At 70.2% G+C, this 13,903-nt stretch carries 15 protein-coding genes; 6 read left to right on the top strand and 9 right to left on the bottom strand.

What is annotated here, in order from left to right:
• Window positions 1-226: 226 nt before the first annotated feature.
• Window positions 227-472 carry an acyl carrier protein gene (locus tag RIC31_RS15535; RefSeq protein ID WP_350109412.1) on the top strand — a complete coding sequence of 82 codons (246 nt, stop codon included), beginning with the start codon at window positions 227-229 and terminating at the stop codon, window positions 470-472.
• Window positions 473-478: 6 nt separating this feature from the next.
• Window positions 479-1,624: a hypothetical protein gene (locus RIC31_RS15530; protein WP_350109410.1), complete on the top strand. Its 1,146-nt coding sequence runs from the start codon at window positions 479-481 to the stop codon at window positions 1,622-1,624.
• A 183-nt stretch (window positions 1,625-1,807) separates the two neighbouring features.
• On the opposite strand, the gene RIC31_RS15525 is transcribed toward RIC31_RS15530, so the two are convergent.
• Together RIC31_RS15525 and RIC31_RS15520 are read right to left on the bottom strand one after the other, a co-directional pair.
• Window positions 1,808-3,034 carry a cytochrome P450 gene (locus tag RIC31_RS15525; protein WP_350109408.1) on the bottom strand — a complete coding sequence of 409 codons (1,227 nt, stop codon included), beginning with the start codon at window positions 3,032-3,034 and terminating at the stop codon, window positions 1,808-1,810.
• Between the two features lie 109 nt (window positions 3,035-3,143).
• A complete protein-coding gene (locus RIC31_RS15520) occupies window positions 3,144-3,422 on the bottom strand; it encodes a hypothetical protein (RefSeq protein ID WP_350109406.1) in 279 nt (92 codons plus the stop codon).
• Window positions 3,423-3,600: 178 nt separating this feature from the next.
• On the opposite strand from RIC31_RS15520, the gene RIC31_RS15515 reads away from it, so the two are divergent.
• Both RIC31_RS15515 and RIC31_RS15510 read left to right on the top strand, forming a co-directional pair.
• Window positions 3,601-4,347 (top strand): thioesterase II family protein, encoded by a 747-nt coding sequence (locus RIC31_RS15515; RefSeq protein ID WP_350109404.1) that lies wholly within the window; start codon window positions 3,601-3,603, stop codon window positions 4,345-4,347.
• Window positions 4,348-4,361: 14 nt separating this feature from the next.
• Window positions 4,362-4,871 (top strand): nuclear transport factor 2 family protein, encoded by a 510-nt coding sequence (locus tag RIC31_RS15510; RefSeq protein ID WP_350109401.1) that lies wholly within the window; start codon window positions 4,362-4,364, stop codon window positions 4,869-4,871.
• Window positions 4,872-4,877: 6 nt separating this feature from the next.
• Here the strand turns inward: RIC31_RS15510 and RIC31_RS15505 are convergent, their stop codons facing one another.
• From RIC31_RS15505 to RIC31_RS15490, 4 genes are all read right to left on the bottom strand, one after another.
• The gene (locus tag RIC31_RS15505) at window positions 4,878-5,627 is read right to left on the bottom strand and encodes an SDR family NAD(P)-dependent oxidoreductase (RefSeq protein WP_350109399.1); all 750 of its coding nucleotides are present in this window, start codon (window positions 5,625-5,627) and stop codon (window positions 4,878-4,880) included.
• A 172-nt stretch (window positions 5,628-5,799) separates the two neighbouring features.
• Complete coding sequence (locus tag RIC31_RS15500) at window positions 5,800-6,648, bottom strand: sugar phosphate isomerase/epimerase family protein (protein WP_350109396.1); 849 nt, start codon at window positions 6,646-6,648, stop codon at window positions 5,800-5,802.
• On the bottom strand, window positions 6,645-8,450 hold the full coding sequence (locus RIC31_RS15495; protein WP_350109394.1) for a thiamine pyrophosphate-binding protein: 1,806 nt from the start codon (window positions 8,448-8,450) through the stop codon (window positions 6,645-6,647). The genes RIC31_RS15500 and RIC31_RS15495 overlap by 4 nt, the downstream gene beginning before the upstream one ends.
• 23 nt (window positions 8,451-8,473) lie before the next feature.
• Entirely contained in the window at window positions 8,474-9,280 is an 807-nt protein-coding gene (locus RIC31_RS15490; protein WP_350109391.1) for an IclR family transcriptional regulator, read from the bottom strand.
• A 272-nt stretch (window positions 9,281-9,552) separates the two neighbouring features.
• Here RIC31_RS15490 and RIC31_RS15485 point away from each other — a divergent pair, with 272 nt between their 5' ends.
• Window positions 9,553-10,449, top strand: coding sequence for an NAD-dependent epimerase/dehydratase family protein (locus RIC31_RS15485; RefSeq protein WP_350109387.1), 897 nt, complete (start codon window positions 9,553-9,555; stop codon window positions 10,447-10,449).
• An 18-nt stretch (window positions 10,450-10,467) separates the two neighbouring features.
• A complete protein-coding gene (locus RIC31_RS15480) occupies window positions 10,468-10,833 on the top strand; it encodes a cupin domain-containing protein (protein ID WP_350109384.1) in 366 nt (121 codons plus the stop codon).
• A gap of 28 nt (window positions 10,834-10,861) precedes the next feature.
• On the opposite strand, the gene RIC31_RS15475 is transcribed toward RIC31_RS15480, so the two are convergent.
• The 3 genes from RIC31_RS15475 to RIC31_RS15465 all read right to left on the bottom strand — a co-directional run bounded on the left by RIC31_RS15475 (window position 10,862) and on the right by RIC31_RS15465 (window position 13,758).
• Window positions 10,862-12,169: a TRAP transporter large permease gene (locus RIC31_RS15475; protein WP_350109381.1), complete on the bottom strand. Its 1,308-nt coding sequence runs from the start codon at window positions 12,167-12,169 to the stop codon at window positions 10,862-10,864.
• A 15-nt stretch (window positions 12,170-12,184) separates the two neighbouring features.
• On the bottom strand, window positions 12,185-12,697 hold the full coding sequence (locus RIC31_RS15470) for a TRAP transporter small permease (protein WP_350109378.1): 513 nt from the start codon (window positions 12,695-12,697) through the stop codon (window positions 12,185-12,187).
• A gap of 89 nt (window positions 12,698-12,786) precedes the next feature.
• Window positions 12,787-13,758: a TRAP transporter substrate-binding protein gene (locus tag RIC31_RS15465; protein WP_350109375.1), complete on the bottom strand. Its 972-nt coding sequence runs from the start codon at window positions 13,756-13,758 to the stop codon at window positions 12,787-12,789.
• Between the last annotated feature and the right edge of the window lie 145 nt (window positions 13,759-13,903).

Below are 13,903 nucleotides of genomic sequence, written 5' to 3'. Positions count from 1 at the left end.
ATATGCGATCGCTTCGGAATGTCTCGGAATTTCATGGGCTTCGTGAGGCCCGTCGCTTCATGGGTCCCGGAGCCGCCCGCTGGCGCGGTCCCTCCGGGATGACGACCATTTCTCATACGCCGTCATTCCGGAGGGGGCGCGTGAGCGCCCGGCTCCGGAAGCCACCCGCCGCTCCGACACGCGAGCGAACCGACGCGACAAAAGTGACCCGGCAGAAGGAGGGAGCATGACGGTGCAGGACGGGATCATGGCGCGGCTGACCGAGGTGTTCCGCGACGTGTTCGACGACGATGAACTGACGGTGTTTCCGACGATGACCGCGAAGGACGTCGACGAGTGGGATTCGCTGATGCACATCACCCTGGTGCTGGCGGTCGAGAAGGAGTTCGCCGTCAAACTGAACGCCGCCGAGGTGGGCCGGCTGGAGAATGTCGGCCAGATGGTCGAGCTGCTGGCCCGCAAGGCCGCCTGAAGCCTCATGGACCGCCTGCTCAGCCCCAACGAGGCGAAGTTCTGGCTGATGGACTGGGGCGCGCCCATGAACACGGTGATCGTCACCCGGACGTCCGGCCGGGTCGAGCCGGACGCGCTGGTGGGTACGGGTTTCACGGTGCCGATGGTCGCGCTCGACCGCCACCGGCGGCCGCGCTGGGCGGTCACCGATGCTGCGGGCGAGGTCGAGGAGATCGCCGGCGGCGAGTGGCCGGCGGTGACCGAGCGCCTGCTCGACCGCCGGGTCGGCACCGAGGGCCACCCGCCCTGGCACGCCGCGGTACTGCAGCAGGACGACGCCTCGACCGTGGTGCTGGCGGTCAACCACGCGGTCGCCGACTACCGCACCGGCCAGTGGCTGGCCGACCACCTGCTGGCCGGCACCTGGCCCGGCGACATGGCCCCGGCCTGCGAGGAGGTGCTGCCCGCCAAGCTCTACGGCGGCGAGGAGTCGCTGGACCTGGTCGACGAGTGGTGGCTGTCCCGGGCGAGTGCCCGGTGGGAGGCGATCGGCCTCGACCGGCTGGCGGCGGTGCTGCCGCCGCCCGGCCGCAGCCGGCTGGACGTGGTGCGGCTGACGGAGGACGACACCGCGGCCCTGCAGGCTCGGATGGACGACGAGGGCGCCTCGCTGAACGGCGCGGTCGCGGTGGCGCTGCGCGACCTGCTCGGCGCCGGACGGGTGGCGCATGCGGTCGACATGAGCCGCTTCGTGCGCCCGCCGCTGCCGGACGGCCCCGGCGTCGCGGTCTCGCATGTGTTCGCCGACAACCCTGCCGGCGAGTTCTGGGAGGCGGCGCGCGGCGTGCGCGGCGGGATCTTCGAGCGCATCCAGGCCGGCGAGGCGGGCGACGCCCTGCTGATCCTGCCGCGCGCCCTGCTGCGCGAGGGCGGCGGCTTCGTGCCGGAGCCGTCGGCGGTGACGATCAGCGGCTTCCCGACGTATCGCCGTCCGGAAGACATCGGCGCGGGGCATCCCATGCAGGTCGTGCTGAGCTCGGCCCGCGGCGGCGGCGACGTGGTGATGCTGACCTATGACGAGGGGCGGCTGCAGCTGATCGGCTGTTCGCCGGAGGGGCGTGAGGGGATCGATATGGGGGCGCTGGCGGGGCGGCTGCTGGCGAATATCTGAATCGGGTGGGGGCGAAGAAGCGGTGGGTGGGTTCCGGCTCGATCCGGCCCGCCCACGCGGTCCGTCCCGTCCGGAACGACGTCCTGGGGTGGGGACCGGCGTGTCCGCGCCCCTCCCATCGTCATTCCGGACAGACGTGCCGCCCCGGCGCGGCTGAGCCGGAACCCACCCGCCGCCCCGGCGTCAATCCATCGCCACGAACAGCTTCGTCAGCCCGCGCACCAGGATGCTCTCCTGGCGCTCGTGGCCGACCACTTTCAGCTCGGGCAGCCGCTTGGCCAGTTCGGTGAACACGATCTCGGCCTCCAGGTTGGCGAGGTTGGAGCCGGCGCAGGTGTGGATGCCGATGCCGAAGGCCAGGTGCCGGCTGTCGTCGCGCGCCAGGTCCAGGCGGTCGGGGTCGGGGAAGGTCGCCGGGTCGCGGTTCGCTGCCCCCAGGCCGAAGCCGATGGTCTGGCCCTTGCGGATGGCGGTGCCGCGGAACTCGACGTCTTCCAGCGCGTGGCGGAAGGCGATCTGCTGCGGGCTGTCGTAGCGCATCAGCTCCGACACCAGGGCCTTGGCCGGCACCCGGCGGTCGCGGAAGGCGGCGTACTGGTCGGGATGCGCTGCCAGCGCCTTCAGGCCGTTGCCGATCAGCAGCGACGACGCCTCGTGGCCGGCGAACAGGAAGAAGACCGCCGAGGCCAGCAGCTCCTGGTCGTCCAGGTACTCGCCGTTGGCGCGGGCCTGCACCAGCAGGTCCATCAGGGTGTCGCCGGTGCCGCGCCGGTGGGCGGCGACCAGGCCGCGGAAATACTCGATCAGCTCGGTCGCGCGGGCGCTGGCGGCCAGGATCCGCTCGGGAGTGCGTACCAGATCGAGGCCGAGGGTGATCTCGCGCACCCAGCCGCGGATCAGCGGATGATCGCGCTCCGGCACTCCCAGCAGGTCGGAGACGATGTCGATCGACAGCGGCGAGGAGAAGTCGGAGACGATGTCGACCGCGCCGCTCGCCGGCAGCCGGTCGAGCGCCGCCGCGACCAGTGCCTCCAGCCGCGGCCGGATGCCGGTGACCGCCCGCAGCGTGAACACCGGGGCGGCGATGCGGCGCAGCCGGGCGTGGTCCGGCGGGTCCTTGAAAAGCATCCAGTTGGCGATCATGCCGTACAGCGGCCTGTGCGCCTCCGGGATCGGCGGGAACGCCTCGGCCGGGAACACCTTCATCAGTTCGCGGCCGAACCGGTTGTCCTTCAGGCCGGCGACCACGTCGTCGTAGCGGCTGACGAACCAGAATCCGAGATAACCCGAGGCCGGCGTGGTCGCCCAGGCCACCGGGTGCTCGCGCCGCAGCCGGGCGTAGGTCGGGTAGGGGTCCTCGCGGATCTCCGGGTCGAGCGGCCGGAAGGCCGCGCGTCCAACCTGGTTCATGGCGTCCCCGCGGGGCTGGTCTGGATGCCGGGCCAGTCTGGCACGGCCATGCTGCGCACGACAGACGGCACTGGCGTTTCCGCCAGGCCCGACCCGCCGGACATCCCCGTCAGAGCCAGTCCGTCGGGGCCGCCTGGTTCGGGGTCAGGGGGGTCGGGCGTGGCGGGAATACCGGGGCGAGAACCGCGACGACATTCGCCCGCGCATCGTTGACCACGGCGTCGGCCGCGAGGTCCACGCGGAACAGGGCGTCGACGGTCTCGAAGCAATTGCTCCCGTACTGCACGGCGAAAGTACCGCCGGTCTGGCCGGCGGGTTCCCCGTAGTTGCCGTTGATGTAGACGTCGCGGCCCGGCGGGCCGTCGATCCTTACCGCCCCCCAGGGCATTGTCCGCTTCTCCTTCGGGCAGGCTCCAAGTGCCGCACGCCAGAATGCCCCAGGCGGCCGCCGAGGGTCCACGATTCCGACGTCGCCATCCGGGGAACCGCCGGGCCGGGCGCGACAGGCGGGTCGCGGAGATGCTAGGGAACCGGAACCCGGCCGTGCCTCCGACCCGTTGCATCCCATGACCTCCGACTGGCTCGTCAGCTACCATCCCAACCCCACGGCCACGACCCGGATCGTGGCGATCCCGCATGCCGGCGCGGGGCCGACCGTGTTCCGTCCGGTCGCCGGCCTGCTGCCGGACGAGCTGGAACTGCTGGCGGTCGAGCTGCCGGGCCACGGCAAGCGGCTGTCGGAGCCGCCGCACCGGCGCTCGGACACGCTGGTCGACGCCCTGCTGCCGGCGGTCGCCGCGGCCGTGCGGGACCGCGACTGGGTGCTGTTCGGCCACAGCATGGGGGCGTTCCTGGGGTTCGAGCTGTGCCGGGCGCTGCGTCGCGCCGGCCACGCCCTGCCGCGCCGGCTGGTGGTGTCGGGCCGGCGGCCGCCGAACTACCCGGCACCGGAACTAGACCTGCACAGGCTGCCGGACGACGAGTTCGTGCACGAGCTGACCCGGCGCTACGACGGCATCCCGGCGGTGATCCGCGGCGAGCCGGAGCTGATGCGGATCTTCCTGCCGGTGCTGAAGGCCGATTTCGCGGTGTTCGAGACCTATCGATATTCAGATGAGCCGCCACTGGATCTGCCGATCGCGATCTGGGGCGGCCGCGACGACCCGCAGACCGCGCAGATGGACGGCTGGGCCGGGCTGGCGTCCGGGCCGGCGACCCGCCGGCTGTTCGACGGCGGGCATTTCTACCTGACCGAGCGCCCCGAGCGGTTCGCCCGCGCGCTGGCCGAGGAAGCCGTACACCGCGAGACCTGACAAGGAGAGACCGCATGCGCGCGCACGACCTGGAGACCCTGCTGGCGCTCGAGGAGATCAAGCGGCTGAAGGCAGCCTACTGCCGCTACCTCGACACCAAGCAGTGGCAGCGGCTGCGCGCCCTGTTCGCCGACGACACGGTGTTCGAGGGCTTCGGCTCGGCGCCGACCGGCTCGAACGCCGACCAGTTCGTCGCCGGCATCACGGCGCGGCTGACCGACGCCGTCACCATCCACCACTGCCACATGCCGGAGATCGAGTTCACGGCGCCCGGCCGCGCCCGCGGGGTGTGGGCGATGATGGACCTGGTGGAGCTGGGCGGCGGCCGCAGCCCGAAGGAGGCGCCCGGCCGGCGCGGCTTCCACGGCCTCGGCCACTACGAGGAGGAATACCGCCGGGACGACGGGGTGTGGAGGTTCTGCTTCCTGCGACTCACCCGCCTGCGCGTCGACCCGTTGCCGCTCGACCACCCGCTGCCGCGCACCGACCTGCTGGCGCATTCGCCGGACTGGCTGCGGGGGTGAGGTCGCTCAGGTGACCTGCAGGCCGCCGTCGACGAACAGGATGTGGCCGTTGACGTAGCGCGCCGCCGGCGAGGCCAGGAACAGCAGCGGGCCGACCAGTTCCTCCGGCTCGGCGAAGCGCTTCAGCGGCACCTGCGCGGTCATCGCCGCCGCCTTCTCCGGGATCGCCCTGAGGTCGGCGTTCATGCGGGTGCGGATGAAGCCGGGCGCGATGGCGTTGCTGCGGATGCCGTGCGGCCCCCATTCCAGGGCCAGCGACCGGGTCATGTGGGCGATCGCGGCCTTCGAGGTGCAGTAGGCGACCCGGCCGTCCAGCGCCTTGATCGAGGCGATCGACGAGATGTTGACGATGGCGCCGCTGCCGCGCGGCCGCATCAGCCGGCCGGCGGCGCGGGCGCACAGGAAGGCGGCGTCGACGTTGACGCTCATCAGCGCCCGCCAGCGCGCGAACTCGGTGTCCTCCGGCGCCGCCCGCATCAGCACCCCGGCGTTGTTGACCAGCAGGTCGAGGTTCGCCGGCACCGCCTCGGCGAACAGCCGGTCGACCGCCGCCTCGTCGGTGATGTCGCAGGCGGCGGTGGTCACCCGGTCGCTGGCCCAGGCGGCCTTCGCGGCATCGAGACCCGCCGTGTCGCGGTCGACCGCGACCACCGTGGCGCCGCCTTCCAGCAGCCCGGCCACCAGGCACCGCCCGATGTCGCCGGCGGCCCCGGTCACGACGGCGTTCATGCCGGCGACGCTGAACTGATCGGTCATCCTGTTGTTCCTCCCGTCATGGCGCCCGTCGCTTCGTCGGTTCCGGAGCCGGGCGCTGGCGCGCCCTCTCCGGAATGACGACAAAGGAGGGGTGCCTTGCCATTTTCTCGTCATTCCGGAGCGGGTCGCCGCAGGCGGCGCGCATCCGGGACCCACCCGCCGCTCCGTCTGGTCAGGCTCCGTTGGGCACCGCCTCCCAGCCGAGCCCGGCGATCGCCGCGTGGCTGCGGCGGATGTCCCGGTCGCCGTCCGGCGAGATGATCTCCAGCATGGTCGGGACCTGCAGACCGGTCTCGCGCATCGCCGCCGCCACCTCGTCGAACTTCACGACCCCGGTGCCGATGCAGGCGTGGTCCCACTTGGCCAGCCCGGTGTCGGACAGGTGCACCACCTTCACCCGCGGGGCGGCCCGCCTCAGGCCGGCGCCCGGCGACTCGCCGACGAAGGTGGCGTTGGCGGCGTCGTAGCAGATGCCGAGCCGGTCGTTGCCGAGCCGGTCGATCGCCTGCATCAGCCCGTCGGCGGTCGGCAGGAACGCCATCGGGATGTTCTCGAGCAAGATGCCCAGGCCCCTGTCCTCGGCCAGCCGGTCGAGCTCGGTCACCGCCTCCTCGAACCAGCCCCAGACCAGCTCGGACGGGGCCGGCAGCAGCGGGTGGGTCTTGCCCGGCACCACCAGCACCCAGGGCACGCCCCAGTCGGCCGCCAGCTCGATCACGCCGCGGTAGTGGGCCCGGGTCATCGCCCGCATCTGCGGCGACGGGCTGACCAGGTTCAGGTCCAGGCTCGGCGGGTTCAGCACCTCCACCCGCAGGCCGCGGTCGGACAGCAGCTTCGCCACCGCGCGGCGCTCGCCGGCGTCCAGCTCCTCCGGCCACAGATGCGGCCGGTTCACCAGCAGCTCGACCAGCCGGTAGCCCTGGTCCGCCAGGTGGCCCAGGGTGTCGCGGGCCGACAGGGTCCAGATGTAGGAGTAGGTGTGGATCCCGACCGGCCAGCCCGGTTGCGCCCCGGCGCTCATGCCTTCAACCCCGCCGCCTCGAGCGCCTTGCGGAAATTCGGCTCGGGATTCGGCAGCGGCGGCAGCTCCCAGCTGCCGGTGCCGACCGGCCGGATCTCACGGTCGACCGGGACCTCCAGCAGGTAGGGCTTGTTGGCCCGGATGGCATGGTCGAGCGCGTCCTCGAGCGCCCCGGCCTCGTCGATCCGGGCCGATTCCACGCCCATCGACCTGGCCATCATCGCGAAGTCGGCGCTGAACAGCTCCTGGCTGGCGTCGTGGATGAAGCCGGTCGCCAGCTCGCGGCCGCCGAACAGCCCGACCTGCAGGTCGCGGATCGAGCAGTAGCCGTTGTTGTTCCAGACCACCCAGACCACCGGGATGTCGTACTCGACGGCGGTCAGCAGGGCGTGCGGGGTCATCAGGAACGAGCCGTCGCCGACCACCGCCACGCAGGGCCGGTCCGGGGCCGCCAGCTTGGCGCCGAGGATGCCCGAGGTAGCGAAGCCCATGGCGGCGAATCCCCAGCTGTGGATCAGCTGGCGCGGCCGCCGGGTCTCCAGCATCTGGATCACCCAGTTGTGGTGCACGCCGACGTCGGAGGCGACGATGGCGTTGTCCGGCAGCGACTTCGACAGCGCGTGCATCAGCCGCTCCGGGCGCAGCGGCATCTGGTCCGAGGCGATGAACTGGGCCTGGTACTTGTTCCAGATCGCCCGGTCGCCCTGCAGCTTGTTCAGCCAGGCGGCGGTGCGCTCCGGGGTACCGGTCAGCCGCGCCCTGGCCTGCTCGACCATGATCTCCAGGCTGGCCCGGGCGTCGCCGACGATGCCGAGCTCGGCCGGATAGTTCTTGCCGATCTCGAAGGTGTCGATATCGATCTGGATCAGCCGCGACGGTGGGATCGCCAGGGTGTAGCCCTCGAGCCAGGCGCTGGTGGCGCGGTCGTCGAAGCTGAAGCCGAGCGCCAGGATCACGTCGGCGCCCTTGCTGGCCTCGTTGCCGGCATAGGTGCCGTTGCGGCCGATAGTGCCGAACGCCAGTTCGTGGCGGTCGTCGACCGCGCCCTTGCCGTTCGGGCTGGTCACCACCGGGATCCGGGCGACCTCGGCGAAGGCCGTCAGCGCCTCGGTCGCCTCGCTCAGCATCAGGCCCTGGCCGGCGATGATCACCGGCCGCTCGGCCGCCAGCAGCATCTCGACGGCGGCCGCCAGGTCGGCCGGGGCGCCGGGCGAGCGCTGCTTCATGTGATGGATCGGCTGCGCGACCTCGACCTCGTCCTCCTCGACGAACACGTTCAGCGGCACGTCCAGGTTCACCGGTCCCGGCCGGCCGCTGCGCATCAGCTGGCAGGCCTGGCGGACCGCCAGCGGCACCATGTCGACCCGGGTCGGCTGGTAGCTGCGCTTGACGTAGGGCCGGATCACCGAGGGGAAGTCGCCCTGGTAGAACTGGCCGGTCTCCTGGAACGGGTTCCTGTTGAACTGGTCGGTCGGCACGTTGCCGGTGATCGCCAGGAAGGCCGAGGAGTCCATCATCGCCGCCGCCAGCGCCACCACCAGGTTGGCCGAGCCCGGCCCGCAGGAGGTGAAGGTCGCGGCCGGCTCGTGGCGGACCTTCCAGTAGGCGTCGGCCATGTAGCCGGCCGACTGCTCGTGGTGCACCGAGATCGTCTTGATCCGGTTGGCGGCCTTGTAGGCGCCGTCCAGGAAGCCGACGTTGCCGTGGCCGCAGACCCCGAACAGGTAGGGAATGTTCTCCTTGCACAGCTGGTCGACGATGATGTCGGCGCCGTTCTGCAGCGCGCGGGTCTTTTCGGTCATGGGTGGTCTCCCTCGTAAGGCGTTCAGGCGGCGGAGCCGGGGGTCCGCCGGTGCAGGCCGGGGCTCCCCAGCATCCGCGAGATGTCGAAGGCGGCGGCCTTGATCTGCGGCACCAGGGCGACGATGCGCTCCGGTGCCATGCGGTCGGCCGGGGCCGAGAGGCTGATCGTGGCGAACGGCCGCCCGGTGTGGTCGGTGATCGGGGCGCCGATGCAGCGCAGGCCGGGAGCCATCTCCTCGGCGTCCAGCGCGTAGCCCTGCTCGCGGATCCGCCGCAGTTCCTCGCGGAACCGCGCCGGGTCGGTGATGGTGTTGTCGGTCAGGCGCTTCAGCCCGTAGGTCGCGGCATAGGCGTCGACCTCGGCGTCCGGCATGTGGGCGAGCAATACCTTGCCGAGCGCGCTGGCATGGGCCGGGCTGCGCTTGCCGACGAAGGAATGCATGCGCACCAGTTCGGTGCCGTCGACGATCTGCACGCAGACCGCGTCGCCCTCGTACAGGATGCCGACATAGACGGTCTCGCCGGTGCTCTCGGCCAGGTCCATCAGCGGCGGCAGGGCCTGCCACTTCAGCTGCTCGTGGCGGACCGCGGTGGTGCCGAGCGAGTAGAACCGCATGCCGAGCCGGTAGCGGCCGGTGTCTTCGTCCTTCGCCAGGTAACCGGACTCCTGCAGGGTGTGCAGGATCCGGAAGACGGTGGCCTTGTTCAGTCCGAGATGGCCGGTCAGCTCGGTCAGGCTCCAGCTCTCGCGCTGGGCGAAGCAGTCGATCACCTCCAGCCCCTTGCGGAGCGAGCCGATCAGGTAGGGGTCTCGGTCGGCCTCGGTCACGTCGCGCCTCCCGGCGGCGGGTTTCAGTGCGATTAATTCGAAACATGGGTTTCTGAAATTGACAAGATGTTTCGTCTTGCGAAACGATGAGGGCAACGAACGGGTGCCCGTCGCGTCGTGGGTCCCGGATCCGTCTCGCCTGTGGCGATCCGCGCCGGGATGACGACAAGGGGAGCGAGCCAAGGGTTCACCTCCCCCCGTCGTCATCCCGGACAAGCGAAGCGCGATCCGGGACCCACGAAGCGACGGGCGCCGATATGCGGAGGAGACACATGCGCTTCCAGAACGTTCTGGTGACCGGGGCCGGCGGGTTGCTGGGCGGCTATGCGGTGGCCGAGCTGAAGGACCGATGCCGGGTGTCCGGCCTGGACCTGCTGCCGGCCGAGGGCATCCCGCATCTCCGGGGCAGCATCGAGGATGCCGATACGGTCGCCCGGGCCTGCGAGGGACAGGATGCGGTCGTCCACATCGCCGCCCGCCCGAACGTGTGGAGCGGCAGCGGCCGCGAGATCGTCCAGACCAACGTGGTCGGCACCTGGAACGTGCTGGAGGCCGCCGAGAGGGCCGGGGTGAAGCGGGTCGTCGTGACCTCCAGCGACTCGGTGATCGGCTTCACGGTGTTCGAGGGCGCGATGATCCCGCCCGACTACCTGCCGGTCGACGCCGCCCATCCGCGGCGGCCGACCGACCCCTACGCGCTGAGCAAGAAGCTGTGCGAGGACATGGCCCGCAGCTTCGCCGATCGCGGCAAGCTGGAGGTCGTGGTGCTGCGTCCGGTCTACGTGCTGTATCCCGAGTTCGAGGCCGAGGTGAAGGCGCGCGCCGCCGACCCGACCGGCTACAGGGGCCCGGCGGCGGGTGGCCGGCAGCCGGCCGGCGGCGGCCCGATGTGGCACTATGTCGACCCGCGCGACGTGGCGGTCGCCTACCGCTGCGCCCTGGAGGCCGCGGACCCGGGCTTCGGGCCGTATTTCGTCTGCGGCCCGACCACGCTTGCGCCGGAGCCGACGGTGGAGCGGCTGCGGGCGCGGACCGGGCGCGAGACCGACCTGCGCGACCCGGCGCTGTACCGGGTCGAGCCGCACGCCCCGCTCTACGACCTGTCGGCCGCGGCCGAGCGTCTCGGTTTCCGCGCCGCGCATGATCTGCGGCGCGTGCTCTACGGCTGACCCCAGGAGGGAACGACCATGCAGGAACGCAACGGCGCCACCATCGCCAATATCGTCGAGACGCTCTGGCAGACCATGCCGGACCATTTCGACGCCCATTCCAAGCTGCTGGTGACGCCGGAGAACAACCGGACCAGGGGATTCGACTACCGGATCTCCAGCTACCAGCCCAAGGGCTACGTCAAGCCGCACAAGCACAAGGTGCAGGAGCAGATCTATCACGTGCTCGAGGGCGAGGGCCTGATGGAGCTGGACGGCGAGCGCTACGTGGTGCGCCGCCACGACGTCATCTTCATCCCGCCCGGGGTCGAGCACGCGATCTACAACTCGGGGCTGGAGGATCTGGTGTTCCTGGTGCTCACCACCCCGCCGACGGACGAGTGACGGTCGCTGGCCGCGGACCGCTGGGGCCTCAACTCCGCCGCGTGGCGAGTTCCGGCAGCCATGTGACCAGGTCGGGGAACGCGACCAGGATCACCACCGCCAGGCACATCAGCAGGAAGAACGGCAGCGCCGCCCGCGCGATGTACAGGATGTCGCGGCCGGTCAGGCCCTGGATCACGAACAGGTTGAAGCCGACGGGCGGGGTGATCTGCGACATCTCCACCACCAGCACGACGTAGATGCCGAACCACAGCAGGTCGATGCCGGCGGCCTCGACCATCGGCAGGATCACCGCCACGGTCAGCACCACGACCGAGATGCCGTCGAGGAAGCAGCCGAGCAGGATGAAGAACAGGGTCAGCGCGGCGAGCAGGGCGTAGGGCGACAGGCCCAGCTCCTGGATCCACACGGCGAGCCCGCGCGGGATGCCGGTGAAACCCATCGCGGTCGACAGGAAGGCGGCGCCGGCCAGGATGAAGCAGATCATGCAGTTGGTGCGGGTCGCCGCCATCACGCTGTCCCGGAAGGTTGCCCAGGACAGGGTTCCGGTCGCGGCCGACAGGCCGAGGGCGCCGACGACGCCGAGGCAGGCGGCCTCGGTGGCGGTCGCCCATCCGGCATAGATCGAGCCGATCACGAAGACGATCAACAGGATCACCGGGATCAGCCGGCGCGACGCCGCGATTTTCTCGCCCAGCGTGTAGCGCCGGTCGGCCGGCGGTACCCGATCGGGATTCAGCAGCGACCAGGCCGCCACGTAGCCCATGAACAGGGCCGCCAGCAGGAGGCCGGGGATGATTCCGGCGATGAACAGCCGGATGATCGACTGCTCGGCCGCGACGCCGTAGACGATCAGGATGATCGACGGCGGGATCAGCAGGCCGAGTGTCCCCGAGCCTGCCAGCGAGCCGATGATCTGCTTCTCGTCATAGCCGCGGCGGGTCAGCTCGGGGACCGACATCTTGCCGATCGTGATGGCGGTCGCCGCCGAGGAGCCGGAGACCGCGGCGAACACCGCGCAGCCGAGGATGTTGACGTGTAGGAGCCGGCCCGGAATGCGCGTCAGCCAGGGGACGAGCCCGCTGAACATGTCCTCCGACAGCCGGGTCCGGAACAGGATCTCGCCCATCCAGATGAACAGCGGCAGGGCGGTCAGCGTCCAGGTCGAGATCGATCCCCAGACCGTGGTCGCCATGATCGCGCCCGCCGGCGCGCTGGTGAACATCCCCATGGCGATCAGCCCGACGATGAACAGGGCGATCGCCACCCACAGCCCGGTCGCGAGCAGGACCAGCAGGGCGCCGGCGAGAATCAGTGATGCGGTTGCAATGTCCACGCGGCAGGTCCCCGATTATTCGTGTACGGCGCCGTCCGAGCTCTCGAAGCTCGGCGTCTTTCCGCGCAGGATGGCCACCAGTTCGTCGAGGGCGGCGATGGTCAGCATGACCAGCCCGAGGCACATGCAGGCCTGGGGAATCCAGAGCGGCACGCCGATCAGGCCGTCGGACAGGTCGCCGTAGCGCCAGCTCTCGGCAGTCAGGCGATAGGTGTACCAGGTGAAGTAGCCGGACAGGACCGCCGCTACCGCCACGACCACTGCATCGGCGACGCGCTGCAGGCCCAGCGGCAGCCGCGAGAGCAGCAGGGTGACCCGGATATGGGTTCCGGCGCGGAAGCTGTAGGCCAGCGCCAGGAAGGTCGAGGTGGCGAGGAAGAAGCCGGAGATCTCGTTCGCGGACGGCACGAGGATGCCGAAGAACCGGCCGACGATCTGCGCCAGAATGAGGGCGCCGATGCCGGCGAGCAGAACCGCCGCCAGGGCGGCGCAGGCGAGATACAGCGCGTCTAGGGTGCGACGGAGCATGACGGTGGGCGTTCCTTCGCTGGATTCCGGGCGAAATGGGAAGCCGCCGGACCATTGGCGGTCCGGCGGCTCCACGCGACGGCGCAGTCCTACATTTTACGGTAGGCGTCCACCATCTGCTGGCCCTTGTCGCCGGCCTTCTCCAGCCACTCCTTGGTCATGGTGTCGCCGACGCCCTTGAGACCGTCGACCAGCTTGGCACCCGCTTCCGGCACCTTGATGCCGTTGTCGGCCATGGTCTTCACGGTGTCGGAGGCGACCTTCTCGGATTCCTTCCAGCCGCGCTTCTCGGCCTCGTCGGCGGCCTGGAGCACCGCCTTCTGGACGTCCGCCGGCAGCGCGTCGAACGCCGCCTGGTTGACGAACACCATGTTCTTGGGGTGCATCGCCTTGGTGTCGTAGTAGACCTTCAGGAAGTCCCAGGCCTTCACGTCGACGCCCGTTGCCCCGGAGGTCAGCATGGCGGACACCAGCCCGGTCGAGAACGCCTGCGGCACCTCGGCGTACTGGACGGTCGTCGGGATCGAGCCCATGAGCTCGGCCATCCGGGAGGTGGCGGCGTTGTAGGCGCGGAACTTGACGCCCTGCATGGCGTCCAGGCTCTCGATCTCCTGCTGCACGTACAGGCCCTGGCCCGGCCAGGCGACCGCGTACAGCGGCATCATGCCCTCGCTGGCCAGCAGCTCCTTCACGAACGGCTTCTGCGCCTGCCAGAGCTTCCAGGCGTTGTCGTAGCCGGCCGCCAGGAACGGAATGCCGTCAACTTCCCAGATCGGGTTCTCGTTGCCGTGCACGCTCATCAGCACTTCGCCGATCGGCGCCTGCTGCGAGCGGACCGCGCGCTTGATCTCGGGCATCTTGAACAGCGACGCGGCACTGTGGACGTTGATGGTCAGCTTGCCGCCGGAGAGTTCCTTCACCCGGTCCACGAACCAATGGACGTTCTTGGTCTGGAAGTTGCTGTCCGGGTAAGGCGTCGGCATGTCCCAGGTCTCGGCGATCGCCGGTGATGCCAGGGCCAGCGCGCCAGCAGTCAAGGCGGAAGCGAACAGTTTGCGCATGATGAACTCCCGTATTTGTTGCGGGATCCGCTTGGGGTCGCAATCGAGGAGAGAGGTCGACCTTCCAGGGCCGGAATATCCGGCCCGAACAGGCCCCGAAGCCAAGACTGGATGCGGATCCTTCATTGGATCGGCCGACCCTAGC

The organism is Thalassobaculum sp. (assembly GCF_040219615.1).
GTDB lineage: Bacteria > Pseudomonadota > Alphaproteobacteria > Thalassobaculales > Thalassobaculaceae > Thalassobaculum_A.
Note: the sequence above shows the minus strand (reverse complement) of the source record. Positions and strands in the feature narration are given on the sequence as shown.

Bases quoted from the DNA above. Each gene is read 5' to 3' on its own strand.
- RIC31_RS15470 (WP_350109378.1), bottom strand. From the start codon at position 12,697: ATGCTCCGTCGCACCCTAGACGCGCTGTATCTCGCCTGCGCCGCCCTG.
- RIC31_RS15500 (WP_350109396.1), bottom strand. From the start codon at position 6,648: ATGAGCGCCGGGGCGCAACCGGGCTGGCCGGTCGGGATCCACACCTAC.
- RIC31_RS15480 (WP_350109384.1), top strand. From the start codon at position 10,468: ATGCAGGAACGCAACGGCGCCACCATCGCCAATATCGTCGAGACGCTC.
- RIC31_RS15510 (WP_350109401.1), top strand. From the start codon at position 4,362: ATGCGCGCGCACGACCTGGAGACCCTGCTGGCGCTCGAGGAGATCAAG.
- RIC31_RS15465 (WP_350109375.1), bottom strand. From the start codon at position 13,758: ATGCGCAAACTGTTCGCTTCCGCCTTGACTGCTGGCGCGCTGGCCCTG.
- RIC31_RS15525 (WP_350109408.1), bottom strand. From the start codon at position 3,034: ATGAACCAGGTTGGACGCGCGGCCTTCCGGCCGCTCGACCCGGAGATC.
- RIC31_RS15535 (WP_350109412.1), top strand. From the start codon at position 227: ATGACGGTGCAGGACGGGATCATGGCGCGGCTGACCGAGGTGTTCCGC.
- RIC31_RS15485 (WP_350109387.1), top strand. From the start codon at position 9,553: ATGCGCTTCCAGAACGTTCTGGTGACCGGGGCCGGCGGGTTGCTGGGC.
- RIC31_RS15530 (WP_350109410.1), top strand. From the start codon at position 479: ATGGACCGCCTGCTCAGCCCCAACGAGGCGAAGTTCTGGCTGATGGAC.
- RIC31_RS15520 (WP_350109406.1), bottom strand. From the start codon at position 3,422: ATGCCCTGGGGGGCGGTAAGGATCGACGGCCCGCCGGGCCGCGACGTC.
- RIC31_RS15515 (WP_350109404.1), top strand. From the start codon at position 3,601: ATGACCTCCGACTGGCTCGTCAGCTACCATCCCAACCCCACGGCCACG.
- RIC31_RS15495 (WP_350109394.1), bottom strand. From the start codon at position 8,450: ATGACCGAAAAGACCCGCGCGCTGCAGAACGGCGCCGACATCATCGTC.
- RIC31_RS15505 (WP_350109399.1), bottom strand. From the start codon at position 5,627: ATGACCGATCAGTTCAGCGTCGCCGGCATGAACGCCGTCGTGACCGGG.